This is a genomic window from uncultured Demequina sp. (assembly GCF_913055775.1).
In the GTDB taxonomy this organism is placed as follows: domain Bacteria; phylum Actinomycetota; class Actinomycetes; order Actinomycetales; family Demequinaceae; genus Demequina.
In genome coordinates, this window is sequence record NZ_CAJXJX010000034.1 from 1 (window position 1) to 22449 (window position 22449).

General features: G+C 70.9%; 22 protein-coding genes. 10 read left to right on the forward strand and 12 right to left on the reverse strand.

Features of this window, described 5'->3' with window-relative positions:
* The coding region (locus QZ483_RS05090; protein ID WP_297081903.1) for a 2-oxo-4-hydroxy-4-carboxy-5-ureidoimidazoline decarboxylase at window positions 1-376 on the forward strand (376 nt) is incomplete at its 5' end.
* A complete protein-coding gene (gene uraH, locus QZ483_RS05095) occupies window positions 373-705 on the forward strand; it encodes a hydroxyisourate hydrolase (protein ID WP_297081904.1) in 333 nt (110 codons plus the stop codon). The genes QZ483_RS05090 and uraH, both read left to right, overlap by 4 nt.
* A gap of 86 nt (window positions 706-791) precedes the next feature.
* Here the strand turns inward: uraH and QZ483_RS05100 are convergent, their stop codons facing one another.
* Together QZ483_RS05100 and QZ483_RS05105 are read right to left on the reverse strand one after the other, a co-directional pair.
* Window positions 792-2432: an ABC transporter permease gene (locus QZ483_RS05100; protein ID WP_297081905.1), complete on the reverse strand. Its 1641-nt coding sequence runs from the start codon at window positions 2430-2432 to the stop codon at window positions 792-794.
* Window positions 2429-3325 (reverse strand): ABC transporter ATP-binding protein, encoded by an 897-nt coding sequence (locus QZ483_RS05105; RefSeq protein WP_297081906.1) that lies wholly within the window; start codon window positions 3323-3325, stop codon window positions 2429-2431. The genes QZ483_RS05100 and QZ483_RS05105 overlap by 4 nt, the downstream gene beginning before the upstream one ends.
* A 90-nt stretch (window positions 3326-3415) precedes the next feature.
* On the opposite strand from QZ483_RS05105, the gene QZ483_RS05110 reads away from it, so the two are divergent.
* From QZ483_RS05110 to deoD, 3 genes are all read left to right on the forward strand, one after another.
* A complete protein-coding gene (locus tag QZ483_RS05110) occupies window positions 3416-4015 on the forward strand; it encodes a TetR/AcrR family transcriptional regulator (RefSeq protein WP_297081907.1) in 600 nt (199 codons plus the stop codon).
* A gap of 66 nt (window positions 4016-4081) precedes the next feature.
* Window positions 4082-4918 carry an aldo/keto reductase gene (locus tag QZ483_RS05115; protein WP_297081908.1) on the forward strand — a complete coding sequence of 279 codons (837 nt, stop codon included), beginning with the start codon at window positions 4082-4084 and terminating at the stop codon, window positions 4916-4918.
* A gap of 24 nt (window positions 4919-4942) precedes the next feature.
* On the forward strand, window positions 4943-5650 hold the full coding sequence (deoD, locus tag QZ483_RS05120; RefSeq protein WP_297081909.1) for a purine-nucleoside phosphorylase: 708 nt from the start codon (window positions 4943-4945) through the stop codon (window positions 5648-5650).
* 93 nt (window positions 5651-5743) lie between these two features.
* Here the strand turns inward: deoD and pgi are convergent, their stop codons facing one another.
* From pgi to allB, 5 genes are read right to left on the reverse strand one after another with little or no spacing between them, the layout of a single operon-like run.
* On the reverse strand, window positions 5744-7444 hold the full coding sequence (gene pgi / locus QZ483_RS05125) for a glucose-6-phosphate isomerase (RefSeq protein WP_297081910.1): 1701 nt from the start codon (window positions 7442-7444) through the stop codon (window positions 5744-5746).
* Window positions 7445-7493: 49 nt separating this feature from the next.
* Window positions 7494-7772 carry a hypothetical protein gene (locus tag QZ483_RS05130; RefSeq protein ID WP_297081911.1) on the reverse strand — a complete coding sequence of 93 codons (279 nt, stop codon included), beginning with the start codon at window positions 7770-7772 and terminating at the stop codon, window positions 7494-7496.
* Window positions 7773-7802: 30 nt separating this feature from the next.
* The gene (locus tag QZ483_RS05135; protein ID WP_297081912.1) at window positions 7803-9215 is read right to left on the reverse strand and encodes an amidohydrolase family protein; all 1413 of its coding nucleotides are present in this window, start codon (window positions 9213-9215) and stop codon (window positions 7803-7805) included.
* Window positions 9216-9225: 10 nt separating this feature from the next.
* Entirely contained in the window at window positions 9226-10137 is a 912-nt protein-coding gene (pucL, locus tag QZ483_RS05140) for a factor-independent urate hydroxylase (protein ID WP_297081913.1), read from the reverse strand.
* Window positions 10138-10149: 12 nt separating this feature from the next.
* The gene (gene allB / locus QZ483_RS05145) at window positions 10150-11523 is read right to left on the reverse strand and encodes an allantoinase AllB (RefSeq protein WP_297081914.1); all 1374 of its coding nucleotides are present in this window, start codon (window positions 11521-11523) and stop codon (window positions 10150-10152) included.
* A 104-nt stretch (window positions 11524-11627) separates the two neighbouring features.
* Between allB and QZ483_RS05150 the strand changes: the two genes are divergently transcribed.
* Complete coding sequence (locus QZ483_RS05150) at window positions 11628-12626, forward strand: XdhC family protein (RefSeq protein ID WP_297081915.1); 999 nt, start codon at window positions 11628-11630, stop codon at window positions 12624-12626.
* A gap of 127 nt (window positions 12627-12753) precedes the next feature.
* Here QZ483_RS05150 and QZ483_RS05155 read toward each other — a convergent pair whose 3' ends face one another.
* On the reverse strand, window positions 12754-15498 hold the full coding sequence (locus QZ483_RS05155) for a molybdopterin-dependent oxidoreductase (RefSeq protein ID WP_297081916.1): 2745 nt from the start codon (window positions 15496-15498) through the stop codon (window positions 12754-12756).
* Window positions 15495-16295 carry an FAD binding domain-containing protein gene (locus tag QZ483_RS05160; protein WP_297081917.1) on the reverse strand — a complete coding sequence of 267 codons (801 nt, stop codon included), beginning with the start codon at window positions 16293-16295 and terminating at the stop codon, window positions 15495-15497. The genes QZ483_RS05155 and QZ483_RS05160 overlap by 4 nt, the downstream gene beginning before the upstream one ends.
* A gap of 304 nt (window positions 16296-16599) precedes the next feature.
* Between QZ483_RS05160 and QZ483_RS05165 the strand changes: the two genes are divergently transcribed.
* The 4 genes from QZ483_RS05165 to QZ483_RS05180 are packed head-to-tail and all read left to right on the forward strand — an operon-like array spanning window position 16600 to window position 20223.
* Entirely contained in the window at window positions 16600-17712 is a 1113-nt protein-coding gene (locus tag QZ483_RS05165) for an ABC transporter substrate-binding protein (RefSeq protein ID WP_297081918.1), read from the forward strand.
* A gap of 23 nt (window positions 17713-17735) precedes the next feature.
* A complete protein-coding gene (locus QZ483_RS05170; protein ID WP_297081919.1) occupies window positions 17736-18554 on the forward strand; it encodes an ABC transporter ATP-binding protein in 819 nt (272 codons plus the stop codon).
* Complete coding sequence (locus QZ483_RS05175; RefSeq protein WP_297081920.1) at window positions 18554-19345, forward strand: ABC transporter permease; 792 nt, start codon at window positions 18554-18556, stop codon at window positions 19343-19345. The genes QZ483_RS05170 and QZ483_RS05175 overlap by 1 nt, the downstream gene beginning before the upstream one ends.
* The gene (locus tag QZ483_RS05180) at window positions 19342-20223 is read left to right on the forward strand and encodes an ABC transporter permease (protein ID WP_297081921.1); all 882 of its coding nucleotides are present in this window, start codon (window positions 19342-19344) and stop codon (window positions 20221-20223) included. The genes QZ483_RS05175 and QZ483_RS05180 overlap by 4 nt, the downstream gene beginning before the upstream one ends.
* Before the next feature lie 210 nt (window positions 20224-20433).
* Here the strand turns inward: QZ483_RS05180 and QZ483_RS05185 are convergent, their stop codons facing one another.
* The 3 genes from QZ483_RS05185 to QZ483_RS05195 all read right to left on the reverse strand — a co-directional run.
* Window positions 20434-21795 (reverse strand): 8-oxoguanine deaminase, encoded by a 1362-nt coding sequence (locus tag QZ483_RS05185; protein ID WP_297081922.1) that lies wholly within the window; start codon window positions 21793-21795, stop codon window positions 20434-20436.
* Window positions 21792-22250, reverse strand: coding sequence for a gamma-glutamylcyclotransferase (locus tag QZ483_RS05190; RefSeq protein ID WP_297081923.1), 459 nt, complete (start codon window positions 22248-22250; stop codon window positions 21792-21794). Before QZ483_RS05190 ends, QZ483_RS05185 begins: the two co-directional genes overlap by 4 nt.
* The coding region (locus QZ483_RS05195; RefSeq protein WP_297081924.1) for a M15 family metallopeptidase at window positions 22250-22449 on the reverse strand (200 nt) is incomplete at its 5' end. The genes QZ483_RS05190 and QZ483_RS05195, both read right to left, overlap by 1 nt.

Genomic DNA, 22449 nt, shown 5'->3' on the forward strand with positions numbered 1-22449 from the left:
CCTGGCAGCTGCGGGAATCGCCGCCGCGACCCCCCTGACAGAAGCCGAGGTCGACGAGGCCTTGGCCGCCCACCCGCGCATCGGGGATCGGGCGAAGGGTGGGGGCGCGGAGGCACGATTCTCACGGGTGGAGCAGGCCGCGAGCCAGGACCCGGATGCAGGCCTCGAGCTGCGCCTGCGCGACGGCAACGAGGCCTACGAGCGGCGCTTCGGCCGCGTGTTCCTGATCCGGGCCGCCGGGCGGTCGCGGATCGAGATCCTCGCGGAGCTCGAGCGCCGCATGGACAACGACCCCGAGGCGGAGCTCGCCGAGACCGCCGAGCAGCTGCGGCAGATCGCCGCGCTGCGCCTGCGACAGATCTGGGAGACCGCATGAGCCACGTCACGACCCACGTCCTCGACTCCGTCACCGGCACTCCGGCGAGTGGCATCGCCGTCACGCTGTCCGCGCGCCAGGGGAGCGGGTGGGAGACGGTGGCCTCGGGCGTCACCGACGCCGACGGGCGCATCGGTGACCTGGGCCCAGACGTGCTGGAGCCGGGCGTCTACCGCGTCCGCTTCGACACTGGCATGTACTTCCGCACGCTCAACGTCGCCACGTTCTACCCCGAGGTGCTCATCACCTTCGAGATCACGGGCGGCGACCACTACCACGTGCCGCTGCTGCTCAGCCCGTTCGCCTACTCGACGTACCGGGGCTCCTGATCGGCGACTGCCAGCCTCGTCCGGCGCTCACCGACCCCTCGCGCGACTGAGCGCGCGCTGTCCGGCACTCAGCGACCGCATCGGCCCTACTCGACGGCGAGATCGCGCCGCCGGAACCCGGCGAAGCCGATCGCGGTGAAGCCCAGGGTGAAGAGCGACACCCACATGAGGCCGGTCCAGTCGGGATCCGGCAGCAGGATGTCCGGCACGTGCCACACCGGGGAGATGCCGAGCACCCAGTCGTCGAGGCCGAACGACGGCCCCAGGAGGGTCAGCACGAACGTGACGACCACGCCCGCCCAGGCAGCGACGGCGACCTTGGGCCGCGCGCCCACCACGAAGATGGACACGGCAATGAGCGTCCAGATGGCGGGGACGATCGTCATCGCCTGGAACCCGACCTCGCCGAACTCCACTCCGAGGTCGGACCGCGACGCGAGGAAGGCCACGATCACGCCCGCGACGGCCATGTAGAGCACCGGCAGGGCGAACGCGAGCAGCACGTTCGCGCCGTAGTACCGAGGGCGTGCGACGGCGCCGGCCATGACGGGCTCGACGCGGTCCTCCATCTCCTCGGACCGCACCCGCAGCATCACCTGGACGCTCGGGATGGCGGCGAAGATGCCGATCATGGACAGGATCATCACGAGGAACGATGCGACGAGCACGTCCGCAGAGCCGCTGCCGCCGGCGAGCGCCGCCGCCATGGGGCTGTCGGGGTCGATGAGGTCGACGATGGATGTCGCGAAGTACCCGAACACGAAGCCCAGCATCACGAACGCGATGGTCCAGGTCATCGCCGAACCCTTCGACAGCCGCCACGCGAGCCCCCACGGGCTGCGCGCGCGTCCGCGATCGGGGCCAGGGCCCGGCTTGATCAGGCCCTGACCGAAGTCGCGCGAGCCCTCGAGCTTGAAGGCGACCGCGAGGAGCACCACCGTGAGCGCCACGCCGAGCGCGAGCGGCCACCACAGGTTGTCAGCGGCGGGCTGCGGCTCCTGCATCCAGCCCAGGGGGTTGATCCAGATGGTCCACTCGGGCGCCTCGACCGAGTACGCGAAGCCGCGCAGGATGAACAGCGTGCCGAGCGTCGAGATCGAGAGGGCGGTCGACGTGCGTGCATCGGCCCCGATCTGCGCGGCCACGGCTGCGATCCCGGCGAACACCCATCCGGTCACTGTCCACGTGCCCGCGAGCAGCCACGACGCCTCGGCGGTGCCGCCGAACAGCACCGTGAGAGAGGCCGCGACCACGCCGGTGACGACGCCCGCGATCAGCGCCATGGCGACGCCGGTGAGCAGGCGCGACGAGCGCCCGAGCACTCCCGACGCCAGCAGCTCCGCCTGACCGGAGTCCTCCTGCACGCGCGTCGCGCGCGTCACCGTGAAGATTGCCCCCATCGCGGCCAGGAAACCGCCCAGCGCGAGCGTGCGCCACGCGTTGAAGCCGTCCGTGGTGAGCAGGTCGGTGGGCGGGCCGAAGATCAGCCCGATCGCGGGGTTGGCCTCGACGGCCTGCTGGAGGCCCATGCGGTCGGCCTGGTCGGGAAACACCAGCGGGTACGCGATGACTGAGGACACCGACAGCACCGTGACGAGCAGCACCCACGGAGCCATCAGGCGGCCGTCGTGCTTGAGGGACGTGCGCAGCAGCAGTGGAGCGCCGGTGGTCGCGCTTTCGCGGCGACCCGCACGGGGGGCCGATGCGGTGGCTGGGCTGGCGCTCACGCGTGCGCCTCTTCGTAGAGCTTGAGGAAAAGACTCTCGAGGCTCGCGGGTTCTACGGCGAGCCTGGACATGCCGTACGGAGCGAGGACATTCATCGCCTCTCCGACCTTCTCCGGGTCCACGGTCGCGGTGAGGTGGTGGCCATTGAGAGCGACGCCCTCGAGGGGAGCGAGCGCGCTCGTGTCGGGGACCCGCTCGAGCGTCACGTCGATCGAGGTCTGGGTGTCTGTGCGGAGATCGTCCAGCGTGCCGGTCTGGACGATCACGCCGTCGCGGATGATGCTGAGCCGGTCGGTGAGGGTCTCGACCTCGGACATGATGTGGCTGCTGAGCAGGACGGAGACGCCGCGATCCTTGGCCTCGCGCACGGTCTCCTGGAAGACCTGCTCCATCAGGGGGTCCAGGCCCGAGGTGGGCTCGTCGAGGATCAGCAGCTCTGCGTCGGAGGCCAGCGCGGCGACCAGCGCGACTTTCTGCTTGTTGCCCTTCGAGTACTGGCGGCCGCGCTTGGAGGTGTCGAGCTCGAAGCGCTCGACCAGGTCCTTGCGGCGGCCCTCGTCGAGACTGCCGCGCAGGCTCCCGAGCAGGTCGATCGCCTCGCCGCCGGTCATGCTGGGCCACAGCGACACGTCGCCTGGCACGTAGGCGATGCGGCGGTGCAGCTCGACCACGTCCTTCCACGGGTCGCCGCCCAGCAGCGACACGGTGCCGCCGTCCGCCTTGAGCAGTCCCAGCAGGACGCGGATCGTGGTGGACTTGCCCGCGCCGTTGGGGCCCAGGAAGCCGTGAACCTCACCCTGCGCGACCGTGAGGTCGACGCCGTTGAGGGCCTTGAACCTGCCGTAGGACTTGGTCAGTCCCTGGACGTCGATCACGGTGGGCTGCTCGGTCATGGGGTGGCCTCTCCTGGCTGGACGGTGCGACGAGTTCCAGTTAACTCCACACCTGTGGAAATATGCAACCGCTACGGCTAGCATGCCGGAATGGACAGGTCTCCGCCGGGTCAGTCGCCGCAGCGCCGCGGGCGCCGTCCGGGTGACACTGACACGCGTGAAGCGATCCTCGACGCGGCTCGCGCTGCGTTCGCTGAGCGAGGCTACGACGGCGCGTCCATGCGATCGATCGCGCTGGCCGCTGGAGTCGACACCGGGATGATCCGTCACTGGTTCGGCGACAAGCAGGGCCTGTTCGCCGCGACCGTGCTGGACCGCACACCGGTGGTGAGCCGCCTGTCCGCGGTGATCGCTGACACGTCGCCCGGACGCGGGCGCCGGCTCGCGTCCGCCTACCTCGACCTCTGGGAGGACGCGGATGCCGGTCCGATCCTCATGGCGCTGGTCCGCTCGAGCGTCACCGACTCGGCCGTGCCCGCCGCGGTGCGCCGCGCGATAGGCGGGGGAGTGATGGACCGAGAGTTCTCTGGCGATCCCGCCGACACCGGGCTCGCGCTCGTGGGCTCCCACATGCTCGGCGTGGCCGTGGCGCGATACGTGGTGGAGCTCCCGGCGCTCGCCACCATGCCCCGCGACGTGCTCCTCGACCAGCTCGGCCCCGTGCTCGACGGATACCTCGGACGGTCCTGAACCACCGCATCGGCCCTCGGCAAGGCGCCGCGGAATGCGGGGGCCGATGCGCGGGTTGGCCTGACCATGACTGCTTCAGTGACGCTCAACGACGGCACCACCATCCCTCAGCTGGGCTTCGGCACCTTCCAGGTGCCGCCCGAGGAGACCGCGGCGACGGTGGGAGAGGCGCTCGCCGCCGGCTACCGCCACATCGACACCGCGCAGGGCTACCAGAACGAGCAGGGTGTCGGTCAGGCGCTCGCCGCCTCGGGCATCCCGCGCGACGAGATCTACGTGACCTCCAAGCTCACCAACTCGATGCACGAGCGCGACGACGCCCTGCGGTCGTTCGACGAGACCATGGACAAGCTGGCGCTCGACCGGCTGGATCTGTTCCTCATCCACTGGCCGCTGCCGACCAAGTATGACGGCGACTTCGTGTCGACCTGGAAGGTCATGCTCGAGCTGCTCGAGTCCGGGCGCGTCACCTCGGTGGGAGTCTCGAACTTCCAGCCCGACCACCTGCGCCAGATCATCGACGCCACCGGCGTCGCTCCCGTCGTCAACCAGATCGAGGCGCACCCGTTCTTCCGCAACGACGTCGCGCGCGCGGCCTCGCACGAGCACGCGATCGCGGTCGAGGCGTGGGGGCCGCTCGCCAAGGGCGAGGCCGTCAAGGACGCGACCATCCAGGAGATCGCGTCCTCACTGGGCCGTCAGCCGTCGCAGGTCACCCTGCGCTGGCACATCCAGCGCGGCGACATCGTGTTCCCGAAGTCGATGCACCGCGAGCGCATGGAGGAGAACCTGCAGATCTTCGACTTCGAGCTTTCGGACGAGCAGATGGCGCGCATCGACGCGCTCGACCAGGGCGAGGCGGGCCGTCAGGGCCCGAACCCGGACACGTTCGATCGCGTGTAACACGGCGGGTCTAGTCTCGGGCGCATGCCTACTCCGCATATCTCAGCGCCCGAGAGTGCCTTCGCGCCCGACATCCTTCTTCCTGGCGACCCTCGCCGCGCCACCCGCATCGCCGACGTCTTCCTGGACGATGCGCAGCTCGTCACCGAGGTGCGCGGCATCCTGGGTTACACCGGCACCTACCAGGGGCGACCGATCTCGGTCATGGCGACCGGCATGGGCATGCCGTCCGCGACCATCTACGCGACCGAGCTGATCCGCCACTATGGCGTGAAGCGTCTGGTGCGCGTGGGCACCGCCGGGGGCTTCCATCCGGACCTGCAGCTGGGTGACGTGATCGCGGCCTCCGCAGCGCACACCGACTCGGCGATGACGGCTCACCGGCTGCCCGGCGTGCACTACTCGCACGCGCCCGCGTTCTCGCTGCTGCGCGCGGCCGCTGACCACGCGGACGCCGCAGGAACCCCGCTTCGCGTGGGGCCGGTGCTGACCTCGGACGCGTTCTACCACCCGGACCCGACCCTGGTGCCGCGGCTGATGGAGTACGGCACGCTCGCGGTCGAGATGGAGGCGGCGGGGCTCTACGCGGTCGCCGCTGCCGAGGGAGTCGAGGCGCTCATGATTGCGACCATCTCCGACCACGTGGTGCGCAGCGAGGAGCTCGACTCCGAGCAGCGTGAGAAGACCTTCGAAGCGATGGTGTCCATCGCTCTGGGTGCGCTCGCGCGCTAGTCGTCGCCCAGACTCCATCAGGAGACGCGGGCGCGCCAGAACCGTCGGTGGTGCTCCACTGCGGCGCTTAGGCGGGGACCGGTGGGCTGTGACTTACGTGCGGTTCGCCCGGTAGTAGGCGATCAGTGCCTGGGTGGACGCGTCCTGGGCGGCCAGCGCATCGTCGTCGCCCTCGATGGCGGGGGCGATCTCGAGCGCGAGCTTCTTGCCCAGCTCGACGCCCCACTGGTCGAAGCTGTTGATGCCCCAGACCACTCCCTGGACGAACGTGATGTGCTCGTACAGCGCGATCAGCTGACCCAGGACGGACGGCGTCAGAGCAGGCGCGAAGACCGACGTCGTGGGCTTGTTGCCCGCGAAGGTGCGCGCGGCGACAAGGGCGCCTGTGGTGCCCTCGGCCTCGACCTCCTCGGCCGTCTTGCCGAAGGCGAGCGCCTTGGTCTGCGCCAGGAAGTTCGCGAGGAACAGGTTGTGAACGTCCTGCTCGCCGTCCTTGAGCGGGTAGGCGGGGTTGGCGACCGAGATGAAGTCGGCGGGGATCAGCTTCGTGCCCTGGTGAATGAGCTGGTAGAACGCGTGCTGGCCGTTCGTACCCGGCTCGCCCCAGAAGATCTCACCGGTCTCGGTGGTCACCGGGGTGCCGTCCCAGCGCACCGACTTGCCGTTGGACTCCATGGTGAGCTGCTGCAGATACGCCGGGAAGCGGTGGAGCTGCTGCGCGTACGGCAGCACGGCGTGCGACTGGGCGCCCAGGAAGTTGACGTACCAGATGTTGAGCAGGCCCATGAGGACGGGCACGTTCTTCTCCAACGGCGTCTCGGCCACGTGCACGTCCACCTGGTGGAAGCCGTCGAGCAGCTCGCCGAAGACGTCCGGGCCGAGCGCGATCGCGAGGGACAGCCCGATCGCTGAGTCGACGCTGTAGCGGCCGCCCACCCAGTCCCAGAACCCGAACGCGTTGTTCGTGTCGATGCCGAAGGCAGCGACCTTGTCCAGCGCGGTGGAGACGGCGACGAAGTGGTGCGCCACCGCATCGGCCTTCTCCTCGTCAGTGGCGACGGAGATGCCCGCCTCCGCCAGCGAGTCCCACAGCCACTGGCGTGCGAGGCGCGCGTTCGTCAGCGTCTCGAGCGTGGTGAAGGTCTTGGACGCGACGATGAACAGCGTGGTCTCGGGGTCGAGGCCCTTGACCTTCTGGCCCATGTCCGTGGGGTCGATGTTCGACACGAAGCGCGCAGAAATGCCGGCGTTGGCATAGGGCTCGAGGGCCTCGTAGACCATGACGGGACCCAGGTCCGAGCCGCCGATGCCGATGTTGACGATGTGTGTGACCTGCTTGCCGGTGACGCCGACCCACTCGCCGGAGCGCACGCGCTCGGCGAACTCGTTGATGCGGCCCAGGACCTCGTGCACGTCGCCGTCGACGTCCTGACCGTCGACCACGAGCGGCGGCTCCGCGCCGGCCGGACGGCGCAGCGCGGTGTGCAGGACGGCGCGGTCCTCCGTGGTGTTGATGTGCTCGCCGGCGAGCATCGCGGCGTAGTGGCCCGCGACGCCGGTCTCGTCCGCGAGCTTGACCAGCGACGCGAGGACGTCATCGCTGACGAGGTTCTTCGACAGGTCGACGTGGAGGTCGGCCAGCGGGAGGCTCATCCGCTCGACGCGGCCGGGATCCGCGGCGAACCATCCGCGCAGATCGGGGGAGAAGCTCTGGTGGTGGGCCTCGAGCTCGGCCCAGGCGGACGTGGAGGTGCAGTCGATAGGTGCGTTCACGCCTTCCAGGCTAGTGGGCATCGGCCGGGCTGGCACCGGGACCTTGGGGCGGGCCGATGCGCGGGCCGGGTCACGCGCGGCCCAGTGCCCCGTCGAGCTGGTCGCGCCAGTCGTCTCCCGCCAGGCCGGCGCGGTCGAGGAGGTCCCGCCAGTCGCTCGCGGCGTGCTCGAACGCGTCGTCGATCATGCTGAGGTTCGCGCGGGCGGCGATCAGGATCGCCGCGTGCAGCCGCTCGGCATCGACACCCGGCGACACGTCGAGCTGCTCGAGCCGCGTCACGATGCGGAAAGCGCGGGGGCCGAAGTCGGCGGTCGCGCGCTCGCGGATGCGGTCACTGGTCACGGCCATGGGGCGATCCTTCCACGGTCGCGGTGCCGCTCAGTCCGGATCCAGCCCCGGTGTCACGACCTCCTGGCCCTGCACGTAGACCCCGGCGATCGCGGGCTGGCGCAGTCCCATGAGCAGCGTGAACAGCTCCTCGAGAGTCGCCTCGGCCTCGTCCTCCGACCTGATGCCCATCGACAGCATCCCGTCCAGGGGCTCCCACCGCTTCTTGTCGATCAGCAGGAAGTCCGCGTCCTTGCCGGCGTCGAAGTTGCCGAACGCGTGCTCCATGTCGAGCGCGCGGGCACCCGCGAGGGTGGCCGCGAACAGGAGTTCGGCGGGGTGCAGCGCGGTGCCCGCATCGCCGTCCTCCGAGATGTGGACCTTGTAGCAGTCGCCCGCGACGCGGGAGATGAGCCACTCGTCGCCCGCGCCCACGTCGGTTCCGAGCGCCACGTTGACCCCGGTTTCGACGGTCGCGCGCCAGGGCATGGTGCCCGAGCCCAGGAACAGCTGCGACGTGGGGCAGTGCGCGATCGACGTGCCCGTCTCGGCCATGCGCGCCAGCTCGCGCGGCTGCGAGTGCACCGCGTGCGCGAGGATCGAGCGCCGCCCCAGCAGCGTGCGGCCGCCCTCCTCGGAGCCGGGAAGGAACCGGCCGTCGTAGGTGTCGAGGTACGTCTCGACGCCGTAGGTCCCCAGCACGGCGGCGATCTCGCCGTCGCCCTTGCGGTTGTTCTCGTTGAGGTGGCTGTGGAAGTACACGCCGCGCGTGCGGGCCTCGTCGTACAGCTCGCCCATCGCCGCGAGCGTGGTCTGCGTCACGGACAGCGAGAATCGCGGCACCACACCCACCTGAACGCGAGCGGTGCGCGGGTCGCCGGTGTCGACCGCGTGCCAGCGGTCGATCTCGTCCGCGACCAGGTCGATCGCGCGCTCCTCGCTCGTGATGAGGGCCGATGCGGCGGCCGGGCCGACCGTCTGCACGCCCCTGCCGCTCACGGTGCGCAGGCCCGAGGTGAGCGTCTCGCGGTAGAGGGCGTCCTGGGCGACGGGAAAGGCGGATCCGAAGACCAGCGCCGCGGTCGATCCCGCAGCGATGCGCCGTCGCGTGAAGTACCGCGCCGCGCGGGCGGCGAACTCGGGGTCCTCGTACTGCGACTCGGTGGGGAAGATGCAGTGGTCGAGCCACTCGAGGAGCTGCCCTCCGCCGTGCGCAGCGGTCGCGTAGGACTGCGGGTAGTGGACGTGGGTGTCCACGAAGCCAGGGATGAGGTAGTCCGCCCGGGTGACGGGCGCAGCGGCCCACCGGTCGGGCAGCTCCGCCCAGTCTCCGGTCCACGCGACGAGCCCATCGTCGTCCACCACGAGCGCGCCGTCCGGAATCGACACCAGGTGATCGGGCACCTGATCCTGGCGCGGCGAGCCGCTGACATGGAAGATGTGCGCGCGAAAGACGCGGGTCATGGGGTGGCTCTCAGACCAGGCCGGAGTACTGCTGCCAGGCCGGCCCGGCATCGGGGGCGTCGTCGCGGATGACGCTGGCCTGGATGAGTCCGTAGGGGCGGTCGTCCGCGTGGAAGACCTCGCCGTGGTTCTCGATCCCGAAGGGCTCGAGGTCGTACGCGAAGTGGTGCTTGTTCGGGGCGGACAGCCGCACCTCGACCAGCTCCGGCACCGCCTCGAGAGCCGCCTTGCCCATCTCGTACAGCGTCTGCTGCAGGGCCAGCGAATGGTGATCGGCGAAGGTCGACGCGAGCGTCGCCTTGATGGTCGCGTACGCGCCGTTCCAGTCGGCGGGCGTGCCGTCGAAGCGCCACCGCGCGTCCAGGGACGTCGCCATGATGCGGTCGTCCGTGGGCTCGAGGATCGTGAACTCGTCCGTGAGGAAGCCGTGGAACTCGCTGCCCGTGGACTTGAGGATCACCAGGTCCTTGAGGCCACCCGTCACCCACGTGCGTCGCGCATCGGCCGTCCCCTCGACGGTGACCGCCGCGACGCGGACCTCCTGGCCCGAGCGCACCCACGTGTGGTCGTGACCGTCGCCGGTGCCGTCGGCGTCCACGCGGGCCCACGCGAACTCCTCGAGCTCGACGCGGGCTCCGTCGACGGGCTCGACGTCATCGACGAAGTGCGTGGCCAGGGCGAGCGCGTAGTCCTCGATCGGATCGAGCCCCACGGTCTTGGCGTAGGCGTAGGCCGTCTGCTTCTGGGTGTCCGTCGGGAGCACGGCGCCCTGGTCTCCGGTGAGGTGAGCGTCTTCGAACGCGCCTCGCAGGCACGTGGAGACGTTGACGTCGGTGATCTCGTGGCGAGCGCTGTCGCGCACGATGCGCACGATGCGATTCTCCGCCTTGCCGTACTGGTGGTCTCCCAGCGTGATGCCCATGGCGTCCTCTCGTCAGCGGGCGGCAGCGCCCGCGGTCTCCATCATGGCCCCCGGTCGCGTGAGCAGCCGTCCGGCTGGCGGCTCCTCATCCACGTGAGGGTGTGCCTGCGAGCCGCCCACCCAGGTCCGCGTCACGGCGCCCACGAGCGTGTGGCCGTCGAACGCGCTCACCGGGTTGCGGTGCTCCAGCTCCTGCGCGTGCACGTTCCAGGCGCGGTCGGGCGCGAAGCTCACGAGGTCCGCGCGGAAGCCCTCCCGGATCGCTCCCTTGTCCTCGAGCCCCGCGAAGGCCGCGGGCTCGGTGGTCAGCCACGCGAGCGCATCCTCGAGCTTGATCCCTCGGTCGCGCGCGCCGCTCAGCACGGCCGCGAGCATCACCTGAAGCCCCGAGATGCCGCCCCACGCGCGCCCGAAGTCGCCGTCGGCGCCCACCTTCAGCTCCTCGGTCGCGGGGGAGTGGTCCGACGCGATGAAGTCGATGGTCCCGTCCTCGAGGGCATCCCACAGGGCCTCGCGGTTCGCGCGGTCGCGCACCGGCGGGCAGCACTTGTACTGCGTCTCGCCGTCCGCGATCTCGTCGGCCTCGAACACCAGGTAGTGGGGGCATGTCTCGACGGTGATGTCGAGGCCCTCCGCCTTGGCGCCACGGATCTGATTGAGCGCCTGGGCCGAGGACAGGTGAAGGATGTGCGCGCGGCCGCCCGTGGCGCGTACCGCGGAGATGATCGTGGCGATCGCACTGGTCTCGGAGGCGTCCGGGCGGGAGGCCACGAAGTCGTCGTAGTAGCGCGAGCCCGTGTACGGCTCGAGGCGGTCCGGGTCCTCGGCGTGGATGATGACGCGGCCACCGAACGCCGCCGTCTCCGCCAGCGCCTCGCGCAGCTGCGCCGTGCTCAGGTGCGGGAACTCGTCGACGCCCGAGGGGGACAGGAACGCCTTGAAGCCGAACACCCCGGCGTCGTGGAGCGGCCGCAGGGAGCCCAGGCTCGCAGGTATGGCCCCGCCCCAGAAGCCGATGTCGACGTTCGCCTGCCGCTGAGCGGCCTCGCGCTTGAGCTCGAGCGCCTCCACCGTGGTGGTGGGGGGAATGGAGTTCAGCGGCATGTCGATGATGGTCGTGACGCCGCCGGCGGCCGCCGCGCGGGTCGCGGTGGCGAATCCCTCCCACTCGGTGCGGCCGGGCTCGTTGACGTGCACATGGGTGTCGATGACGCCGGGGATCAGCACCTCGTCGCGGGGGACGGACACGATCTCGCGCGCGCTCCACTCCGCGTGCCGGGGGCCGATGCGGGTGATGATGCCGCCGCTCACGCCCACGGCCGCCTTCTTCCAGCGGCCGTCGATCAGGACGCGGTCGGCCCGGATCACCAGGTCGAAGTCGCTCATGCCGCGAGGGTACGGGTCGCGCGTTTCGCGCGCGTGTCGAAACCGTGACCACCCGTGTCATCGGCGGCAATGCACACGAAACACCGCGCTCCTAGACTCGAGGAATGCTGGACATCGCGTCCGAACTCGAGCAGGCGCTCGCGGCGGGGCACCGCGTGGGCGTCGTCACCGTCGCCGCGGTGCACGGCTCTGCGCCGCGTGCCGTGGGCTCCGCGATGGCGGTCGCCGACGACGGGCGGGTGATCGGCGCGATCTCCGGCGGCTGCGTGGAGTCCGAGGCCCACGAGTTGGCGGTGGCGGCCCTCGCGGGCGACGTCAGGGCCCGCTCCACGCTGGGCCTGTCGGACGACGACGCGATGCTCGCCAGCCTGTCGTGCGGCGGGCACCTCTCGGTGGTGGTGAGCGTGCTCAGCCCGGCCGATGCGGGGGTCAGGCGGCAGCTCGCTCTCGCGGCAGCGGGTGAGGCGGCGGCGGTCGACATCGCGCTGTCAGACGGATCGGTCGCGGTCTCCGAGAGCGCCGACCCCGTGCCCAGCAGGCTGAGAGTCGCCCGAGCCCGGGCGCCGCGGATGGTCATCGTGGGCGCCGTCGACTTCTCGTCCGCGCTCGCGACCGCGGCCCGGCCGCTCGGCTACCGGATCACGGTGGTCGACGCCCGGCCGGCCTTCGCCACCGCGCAGCGCCACCCGGACGCGCACGAGGTGATCCGCGCCCAGCCCGGGGAGTACGTGGCGGGCACGCGCATCGGCCCCGAGGACGCCATCTGCGTCCTGACCCACGAGGAGCGCTTCGACGTCCCCGCGCTCGTGGCCGCTCTCGGTACCCCCGCGTCGTACGTGGGCGCCATGGGGTCTCGACGCACGGACGCGCGGCGGCGCGAGCTGCTGCGCCAGGCCGGGGTGGCCGAGCGGGCCCTGGCGCGGCTGCGCAGTCCGATCGGGCTCGACCTGGGTGCGGGGACACCCGCCGAGACCGCGGTGTCGATTGTCGCGGAGATCGTCGCGGACGCACGTGGCGCCTCGGATGCGCCCCGCCTGAGCGAGACCTCGGGCTCGATCCACGCGCGACCGGGCCTGGGCCTCGCGCCGGTCGAGCACCCCTGAGCCCCAACCCTCCCGCGACATGGATCCTTTTCGCTTGCCCAAGCGCTTAGATGAGCGAAATGGGCCCACTTCGCTCGCCCAAGCGCCTAGACGAGCGAAATGGGCCCACTTCGCTCGGGTTGCAGGGCTACGAATCCGCCGTGAGCCGCCAGACGCGGTCGCGGGACATGGGGAGCTCGTACGGTCGCGCTCCCACCGCACGCCGGATCGCGTTGGCCAGCGCCGGCGCGACCGGGTTGTAGGGCGACTCGGACATCGACTTGGCGCCGTACGGGCCCAGGTCATCGGACGTGGACGCAAACAGCACCTCGGTGCGGGGCACGTCCGCCATCTGCGGCACCCGGTATTGGCGGAACGCAGCGTTGGCGACCGAGCCGTCCTCCGCGATCAGCACCTCCTCGTACAGCGACGACCCCACGCCCTGCGCGACGCCGCCCTCAACCTGTCCGCGGCACTGCTCGGGATTCATGACGAACCCGGCGTCCGCCGCCTGCACCGAGCGCAGGATCCGGACCTCGCCGGTGGCCCGGTTCACGGCCACGCGGAAGGCCTGGACGTTGAACGCGACGGACCGGACCCGCTCGTCCAGGTGCGCCTCCGCCCAGGCGTCGTCGCCCAGCCGATGCGCGGGCTCGGTTGCCGCGATGACGTCGCCCCAGGAGAGGGTTCGGCCGTGTGGACCCACGAGGCCGTCGGGCCCGAGCGAGCAGACGCCCGCGTCGACCCCCATCAACCGCGCGCCCGCAGTCACCAGCGCATCGCGCAGCTCGACGCACGCCCCGTGCAGAGCCTTGCCCGCGACCGTGATGCCCGTGGACCCGAAGGCGCCGGTGTCGTAGCGCGTCGCGTCCGTGTCCGAGTGCGAGACCTCGATCCGCGCTCGGGGGATGCCCAGCACGTCGGAGACGATCTGGGTGTGGACCGTCACAGTGCCGTTGCCGAACTCGGCGGTGCCGATGCCCACGCGCGCCACGCCGTCCGCCCCCAGCCGCACCGACGCGACGGCCTGGTGCCCGCGCGGCGGAATGGTCGCGATCATCGAGGCCGCCATGCCCTCGCCCGTCGACCACGCGTCTCCGCCAGGGGCGGGGACGTCGTCCGGCGAGGCGAGCGACGCGCGCGCGAGATCCAGGCACTCGTCGAGGCCGTAGGACCCGAAGACGAGGTCGTCCTCCGCCGCGCCCGCGACCACGAATCCGTCCCCGGGGCGCACGGCGTTGAGGCGCCGCAGCTCAAATGGATCCAGGTCCAGCTGGAGCGCCAGCTCGTCCAGCGCGGACTCGATCGCGAAGATCACCTGCCCCAGCCCGTATCCCCGGAACGCGCCTGAGGGGACCGTGTTCGTGTACACGGCCTCCGCGTCGAGGCGCTTGGCAGGGGCGCGGTACACGGCGATGGACTCGCTGCAGCCGTGGAACAGCACGCCGGCCGCGTGGTTGCCGTACGCCCCGGTGTCGCTCAGCGCATCCACGTGCAGTGCGGTGAGCCGACCCTCAGCATCGGCCCCGGCTCGCACCGTCACGCGGAAGGGGTGGCGGACGGAGGTGCGCTGGAACTCCTCCGCCCGCGTCATCTCGTACGCTACCGGCCTGCCCGTGGCGAGGGCCGCGAGCGCGGCGATGTCCTCGGTGAACATCTCCTGCTTGCCGCCGAAGCCGCCGCCCACGCGGCCCGTGAAGACCCGCACGGTGGCGGCGTCGCGGCCGAGCATGCGCGCGAGCTCGTCGCGCACCAGGAACGGCACCTGCGAGCTGGTGCGCACGGTCAGCCGACCGTCGTCCGCGACCCACGCGACGGATCCGTGCGTCTCGAGCTGCGCGTGCGTGACGCGCGCCGTGCGCCACGTGCCCGTCGCGGTCACGGCCGATGCGGCGAGGGCCTCCTCGACATCTCCGACCTCCGTGTGGGTCGCGGCGACGACGTTGCGCGGTGCGTCCGCGACGCGGTCGGCCGCGGTGCGGTCGGGGTGCAGCACGGGAGCGCCGGGAGAGCGGGCTGCCTCCGGGTCGAGAACCGCGGGGAGCACCTCGTACTCGACCGCGATCAGCCGCGAGGCCCTGTCGGCGATCGCTGGGGTCTCGGCGACCACGACCGCCACGCGCTGGCCCACGAAGCGCATGACCGAGTCGATGACCCGGGTGTCGTCCGGATCGTCGGTGCGGTGCTCGTGGCGCGCGGTAGAGAACAGGATGTCGGGCACGTCCTCGTGGGTGAGGACCGCGAGCACGCCGTCGACAGCGAGCGCCGCGGAGGCATCAATGGACGTGACGCGCGCGTGCGCGTGCAGCGAGCCCACGACGGCCAGGTGCGCGAGTCGCGCCGGCACGTCGTCGAACGTGTAGGGCTCGCGGCCCTGCACCACGCGGCGAGCTGCCGGAGGCGACGCGGACGCTCCGACGCCTTCCCCGGCGCGCTCGCGAACGGCGCACCCCCCGCACCCCTCGCTGTCCTCGCCGCAGTGCCGGATCGCGTCCTCGATGGGCCGGTAGCCGGTGCATCGGCACACGTTCCCGCGCATCTGGCGCGGCAGGTCGTCGCGCTGCTCCGGCGCCAGCGCGGTAGCGGTGACGGTCATGCCCGGTGTGCAGAAGCCGCACTGGAAGCCGAAGTGATCCACGAAGGACTGCTGAATCCCACTCAGCCCATCTCCCGGGGCGAGCCCGCCTGCCGTGGTGACCTCCGCATCGGCCGCCCGGAAGGCCGGGGTGATGCACGAGTGGACGGCCCGGCCGTCGACGAGCACCGTGCACGCCCCGCAGTCGCCCGAGTCGCAGCCCTTCTTCACCTCGGTGTGCCCCGTCTCGCGCAGGAACGTGCGCAGGCACTGCCCGGGCGAGGGCTCGCGCTCGACCTGCTCGCCGTCGACCCTCATGCGAGCTCCTCGCGAACCTCGGCGAGCAGCACCGCGCTGACCTGGCGTCGCCAGTCCGCGTCTCCCAGTGCGTCCGTGTAGTAGCCCGGGGCGTCGCGCGCATCGCGTTCGAGGACGGCCGCATCCGGGAGCTCGGGGTAGCGCAGCACGGTCGGGGTCAGGGTGGCGGCGGTGATCACGAACGTGCACCCGCCGTCCCCATCGCGCCGGCCCGTCAGCAGCGCACCCGCGCGTCCGTGCTGGGCGAGCGCGATGCGGCGGCTCGCGGTCCTCGCCTCAAGCGCCGATGCGGGGATCACGATGGCGCGCAGCGCCTCGCCACGGGCGAGGGTCGTCTCCCCGTTTCCCGCGGGCAGGTCGGCGACCGGCATGGTGCGCTCTGCGGATGCCGTCCAGATCTGAGCGACCGCGTCGAGCGTGGCGCCGAGCGCGATCATCGATCCCGCGGCATAGGACCGGGCGATGTTGCCGCCCACCGTGGCGGATCCGCGGACCTTGAAGCTCGCGAGCAGGGACTCGGCACAGTCGATGACGAGCGGCGCGGCAGGCAGCGACGAGTCGCGTGCCCACGACTCGAGGGCACCGATCGCGGTCATCGATCCGATGCGCAGGTCGCCGTCCTCGTTGAGCTCTACCTGGTCCCACCCCAACGCCGCGAGGTCCACGAGGCCCGTCACGTCGGGCTGCGGCTCCGAGAACAGCCAGGTGCCGCCGGCCAGGAAGCGCTCGCCGGGTGCGAGCGCCAGCTCTGCGCGCGAGCGTGCCTGGCGGACTGTCTGCACTGCTGTCAGGTCCACGCTCCCAGCCTTCCTCTCCCGCGCCCGTCGTGCCACCGTGCCGGGCTGAGTGGCACGCACGAAAGCCGACCCGCGCATCGGCCCGTCACACGAATCTGCCACGACGGGACTGGTGCTCCGCGCCAAACCGTCAGGAATTTACGTTGCGGAAACACCAGGGGCGACGTGACCGAAACACGCCGGTCGTAGTCTCCAGCGAACGTGACAACCCCACTGAGGGGGGAGCCTGCTGATGGCGGCGGGCGCTTGTGCGCCGCCGGGGACCCCCTGCGCGGCGCGTCACCCGGCACGAAATGGAGAACGCATGTCCCTGATCGCACCTGCCTCGCGTCTGAGGGCGAAGGGCCTGGCCGCAGTCGCCGTGGCCGCCGCCGCAGCGCTCACGCTGTCCGCCTGCTCGTCGGGCGATGACCCCGCGGACGAGCCCACCGACGACGGCTCGACCGAGACCGAGGAGACCGAGGAGGCGATGGAGTCGTTCGGCGACATCACCGTCCAGCTGTCCTGGATCAAGAACGAGGAGTTCGCGGGCGAGTTCTTCGCGGACTCGATGGGCTACTACACCGAGGCCGGCTTCGACACCGTGAACCTGGTGCCCGGCCCGTCGACCGGTGTCGCCGAGCTCGTCTCGGGTCAGGTCAACGTCGCGCTCTCCGACGCGGTGTCGATCGGTGCCGGTGTGGGCAACGAGGGTGCTCCGCTGAAGATCATCGGTGCGACGTACCAGAAGAACCCGTTCACGGTCCTGTCGCTGGCTGACGGCGGCAACATCATGACGCCCGAGGACATGGTCGGCAAGAAGATCGGCGTCCAGGACTCCAACACGGCGCTGTTCATGGCGCTGCTCGCGGCCAACGGCCTGACGGATGACGACGTCGAGATCGTGCCCGTGCAGTACGACCCCGCGCCGCTCGTGTCGGGCGAGGTCGACGGCTTCATCGCGTACCTCACCAACGAGTCGCTCATCCTCGAGCACGAGGGCTACGACACGACCAACCTGCCCTTCGCGGACAACGGCCTCCCGTTCGTCGCGGAGACCTTCACCGTGACGGACGACGCGATCGCCAACGACCGCGACCTGCTCAAGGCGTTCCTGGTTGCGGAGATCAAGGGCTGGACCGACGCGGTCAACGACCCGGCCGAGGGCTCGCGCCTCGCGGTCGAGGAGTACGGCGCCGACCTGGGTCTCGACCCCGAGGTCTCGGCCCTGGGCTCGACCACGCAGTCCGAGGAGCTGGTGGTGTCCGACGAGACCGCCGAGAACGGACTGTTCACGATCTCGGAGGCTCTGCAGGCCGAGACGATCGCCTCGCTCGAGGGTGCCGGCATCTCCGTCACCGCCGAGGACCTGTTCGACATGAGCCTGCTGGCCGAGGTGTACGAGGAGTACCCCGAGCTGGTGGCCTACGCGGGCTGATCGCCGCTCACTCCATCACCACGATGACAAGCACCACACAGGCCGGTGTCCAGGGCGAGTCCCTGGGCACCGGCCTGCACATCGATGGCCTCTCGAAGGTGTTCTCGACGCGGTCCGGCTCCGTGGCCGCGTTGCAGGACGCCCACATCCAGACCGAGCAGGGCTCGCTGCTGGCGCTGCTGGGCCCGTCCGGCTGTGGCAAGTCCACGATTCTGCGGATCCTCGCCGGGCTCGAGGAGCCCACGAGTGGCACCATCCGCGTCGACGGGCGCACGCCCGAGGACCTGCGCGCGTACAACGAGCTGGGCATCGCGTTCCAGGACTCGGCGCTGCTCCCGTGGCGCTCGGTGCACAAGAACATCCGGCTGCCGTTCGAGATCGCAGGCGTGAAGGTCGACCACGACTACATCGCCGAGCTCATCGAGCTCGTGGGACTCACCGGCTTCGAGAAGGCCAAGCCGGCCCAGCTGTCCGGGGGCATGCGCCAGCGCGTGTCGATCGCGCGCTCGCTGGTGCTCAAGCCGTCGGTGCTCCTCCTCGACGAGCCTTTCGGCGCGCTCGACGACATGACTCGGCAGAAGCTCAACCTCGAGCTCATGCGCATCCTCGCCGCGAAGCCGGCGACCACGCTGCTGGTGACCCACGGCATCACCGAGGCGATCTTCCTCGCGGACCAGGTGGCGGTCATGAGCCCGCGTCCCGGGCGCGTCAAGGAGATCATCGACATCGACCTGCCGAGGCCCCGCACGCCGGAGATCCAGCGCACGCCCGAGTTCCACGCGTACGTGGATCAGGCCTCGGACCTGCTGTTCGGCGCTGGCGGCGCGGCCGAGGACGACTGATGCCGCGGCCCCTTCCCGCCTGGGTCTCCGGGCTCGCTGGCGCCGTCACCATCCTTGCCGTCTGGTGGGTGGTCGGCGCCGTGGCTCAGGCGCAGTCGGGCGACGCCGCCGGCATCCCCACGCCTCCTCAGGTGTTCGCGAGCTTCGCCGAGTCCGGCTGGGAGTTCTACTGGAACAACTTCTCCGTCACGCTGGCGGAGGCCGCGCAGGGCTACCTGTGGGGCAACGGCATCGCGCTGCTGCTGAGCGCGCTGGTGCTGGTGATGCCGCGCCTCGAGGGTGTGGTCATGCAGCTCGCGGTGGTCTCGTACTGCATCCCGATCGTCGCGATCGGCCCGCTGCTGCTGCTCATCCTGGGCATCCCGACGCCGGGCGAGCCCTCATCGACGGCGATCTTCCTGGCCGGAATGAGTGTGTTCTTCACGACTGTCGTGGGAGCGCTGCTGGGCCTCAAGTCCGCCGACGAGGCGTCGCTCGACGTGGTGTCCGTGTACGGCGGCTCGCGGCTGACCCAGCTGCGCAAGGTGCGGCTCATCTCGGCGCTGCCGGCGACGCTGACCGCTCTGCAGATCGCTGTCCCGGCGGCGTTCCTGGGCGCGATCCTGGGCGAGTACCTCGGCAAGGTCGAGGTGGGCATCGGGCCCGCGATGATCATTGCTCAGCAGTCGCTCAACGCCCCGCGCCTGTGGGCGATCGCGCTGGCCTCCGGCGTTGTCGCGCTGGTCGCGTACCTGCTGGTGGGGCTGCTCACGCGCATGAGCGCCCCCTGGGCGAAGGGAGCGGCGGCATGACCGATGTCCTTCCGACCTCCGCAGCGCCGGAGCCGCGTGAATCCACCGACCTGGCGCAGGCGATGCGCCGGGAGACCCGGCGCGCGACCCGCAAGGCGCTGCTGACCTCACTCGGCACCTTCGCCGGCACCATCGTCACGGTGCTGGTGCTGTGGCAGGGCGCGATCATCGTGTTCGGGCTCTCGCCCTACGTCGCGAAGGGGCCCGTCGATGTCTGGCGCTTCCTCGTCACCGACGAGGACGCCGCGGAGCACCGGGCCGAGATCGCCGAGAACCTCGCGGTCACCATGGGAGACGCCGTCGTGGGCTTCTGCGCCGGCCTCCTGATCGCCCTGATCATCGCCGTGGTGTTCCAGCTGTCGAAGGGCATCGAGGCCGCTCTGATGCCCATCGCGCTGCTGCTGCGCACGGTGCCGCTGATCGCGTTCGCCCCGGTGATCATCCTGATCTTCGGCCGCGGCTTCGTGACCACGGCCGTCATGGGCGGCATCGTGGTGCTGTTCCCGGCCCTGGTGAACATCGCGTTCGGCCTGAAGTCGGCGTCCCCGCAGATGCTCGACGTCGCCACCGTGTACGGCGGTGGATCGCTCACGAAGCTCCGCAAGGTCGCCTTCCCGTCGTCGTTGCCGGCGTTCTTCGCTGCGGTGCGCATCTCGGTGCCGGGCGCGATCACGGGTGCGCTGCTCGCCGAGTGGCTGGCGACCGGCGGCGGCATCGGCGGCGTGATCAACGGGTACTTCGCTCAGGCGCGGTTCAACGACATGTGGGCGTCCGTGGTGGTCGTCACGGCGGTGTCGCTGATTCTGTACAACCTGGTCGCGATCCTGGAGAACACGGTGCTCGCGCGCATGGGGATGCATCCGACCAAGCGGTTCTAGAGAGGTTGTCCTCTCCACCCCTCCCGTCCCCACAACGAGGCAACTCAGGGCTGCATCACGGGCTCTCTCCGACCTGACGAGGCAAGCCAGGTCCACTTCCGCTTCGGTGCAGAGGTGATCGTGACGTGCCTCCTCGCTGTCGGGCAGGCGGACCCGTGGTCGTGACGTGCCTAGGAGGCGGGGCCGAACCGCGCACTGAGGAGGCGGCGTTCAGAGCCTGTCGGCAAGGGCGGTGGATGCGCGCGCCACGCGGGCGGCCACACTCGCGGCGTCGACGCGGGTGAGCTCGCCGTCCTGCACCACGGTCGCACCCTGCACGATCAGCCGTTCGAGTGGCGGCATCGCGCCGAGCCCCAGTGCGGCGACGGGATCCGCGATGCCCGCGTGCTCGATGCCGGCGATGCGCCACAGCGCAAGGTCCGCGAGCTTGCCGGGCTCGATCGAGCCGATCTCGCGCTCGCGGCCCAGCACCCGTGCTCCTCCCATGGTGGCGACGCGCAGCGCGTCGCGCACGGGCATCGCGCCCGCTCCGTCGCGCAGCCGCGCGGCCAGCACCGCCGCGCGCACCTCGGTCCCCAGCTGGCCCGACTCGTTCGACGCGGCGCCGTCCACCCCGAGCCCCACGGGCACGCCCGCGCTGAGCATCCCGCGCACCGGGGCGATGCCCGCCGCGAGCCGGGCGTTTGACGACGGGCAGTGCGCGACGCCGGTCCCGGTCGCCGCGAAGCGCGCGATGTCGGCATCCGACAGGTGCACGCAGTGCGCCATCCAGACGTCGTCGCCCAGCCATCCCACCGATTCGAGGTAGTCGGTGGGTCCCATCCCGAAGCGCTCACGGCAGAACGCCTCCTCCTCGACCGTCTCCGCGCCATGGGTGTGGAGCCGGACGTTCAGGTCCCGCGCCAGCACGGCGGCCTCGCGCAGCAGGTCCGCGGTCACCGAGAAAGGCGAGCACGGCGCGATCGCGACCCGCACCATCGAGTCGAAGGACGCGTCGTGATACCTGGCGACGGCCTCGCCTGAGGCCGCCAGCGCATCGGCGGTCGACTCGACGGCGAAGTCCGGCGGCAGGCCGCCGTCGGATGCTCCCAGGTCCATCGAGCCGCGCGTCGCGTGCAGCCGCAGCCCCAGCGTCGACGCCGCGTCCACGATCGAGCCCACGATGTCGCCGCCGCCCCGGGGGAACACGTAGTGGTGGTCGCCCACGGTGGTGCAGCCCGATCGCGCCAGCACGGCCATCGCCCCCAGCGCGCCGTCGCCGACGAGGTCCGCATCGATGCGCGACCAGGCCGGGTACAGCGACACGAGCCACTCGAAGAGGATCGAGTTCTGGGCGAAGCCGCGGGTCAGCCACTGATAGAGGTGGTGGTGCGTATTGATGAGGCCGGGAGTCACGAGGAGCCCGCCGCCGGCGATCACCTCGTCGGCCGCCTGCAGCACCTCGCGGGGCGCGCGGCCGGGACTCACGGACTCGATGCGGCCGTCGGCGACGACCACGTGACCGCCGTCGTGCTCCGAGCCAGTCTCGTCGACCGTCGCGATGTACGCGCCGTCGATCACCGTGCGGGTCATGCGGTCTCCCTTGCCATCCAGTCCCCGTGCGCGATCGCCGGGAGTCCGTCCACCGCTGTCGCACGGGCCGCCACGTACAGCCAGGCCCACTGTTCGCCGTCGTCGGTCGTGACCCTGACGGCGACCCTGTCGTACTCGTTGTCCCCGCCCGGCCCGCGGTAGGTCTCGAGGGCGTCGAGGTCGCGGCGCAGGCGCGCCTGGGCCTCGGGATCGGCGGGAGGCTCGACCAGCTCCGCGACCACCGGGGCGGACGATGCGCGGGCGGGGTCGAGCGGGGTGAGGTACGGATAGCCGTGGGGCGTGTCGAGCATCAGGTAGCCGGGCAGCAGCAGAGTTGCGCCCCAGCGCGCGCCGTGGCGAGGGATGAGAGCCGCGTTCGAGCCGCCGCGCCGGAGGGTTCCGTAGACCACGTAGGGCAGGTCCAGGCCACCATCCAGGGCGGGCGGCGCGTCCATCAGCCGCCCGTCACCGAGAAGTGCATCCAGTCCTCGCGCCCGGTCCAGGAGCCGCCCCAACCCCAGCCCAGATCCGTGAACGCCTGGTAGACCACCGAGGCATCATCGATCATCCCGTCGCGGACCCAGTCGCGGTCGAGGTAGGCCGTGGCGAGCTCGGGGATGACCACGTCGCCCCGCACGTACGGGTTGACGAAGG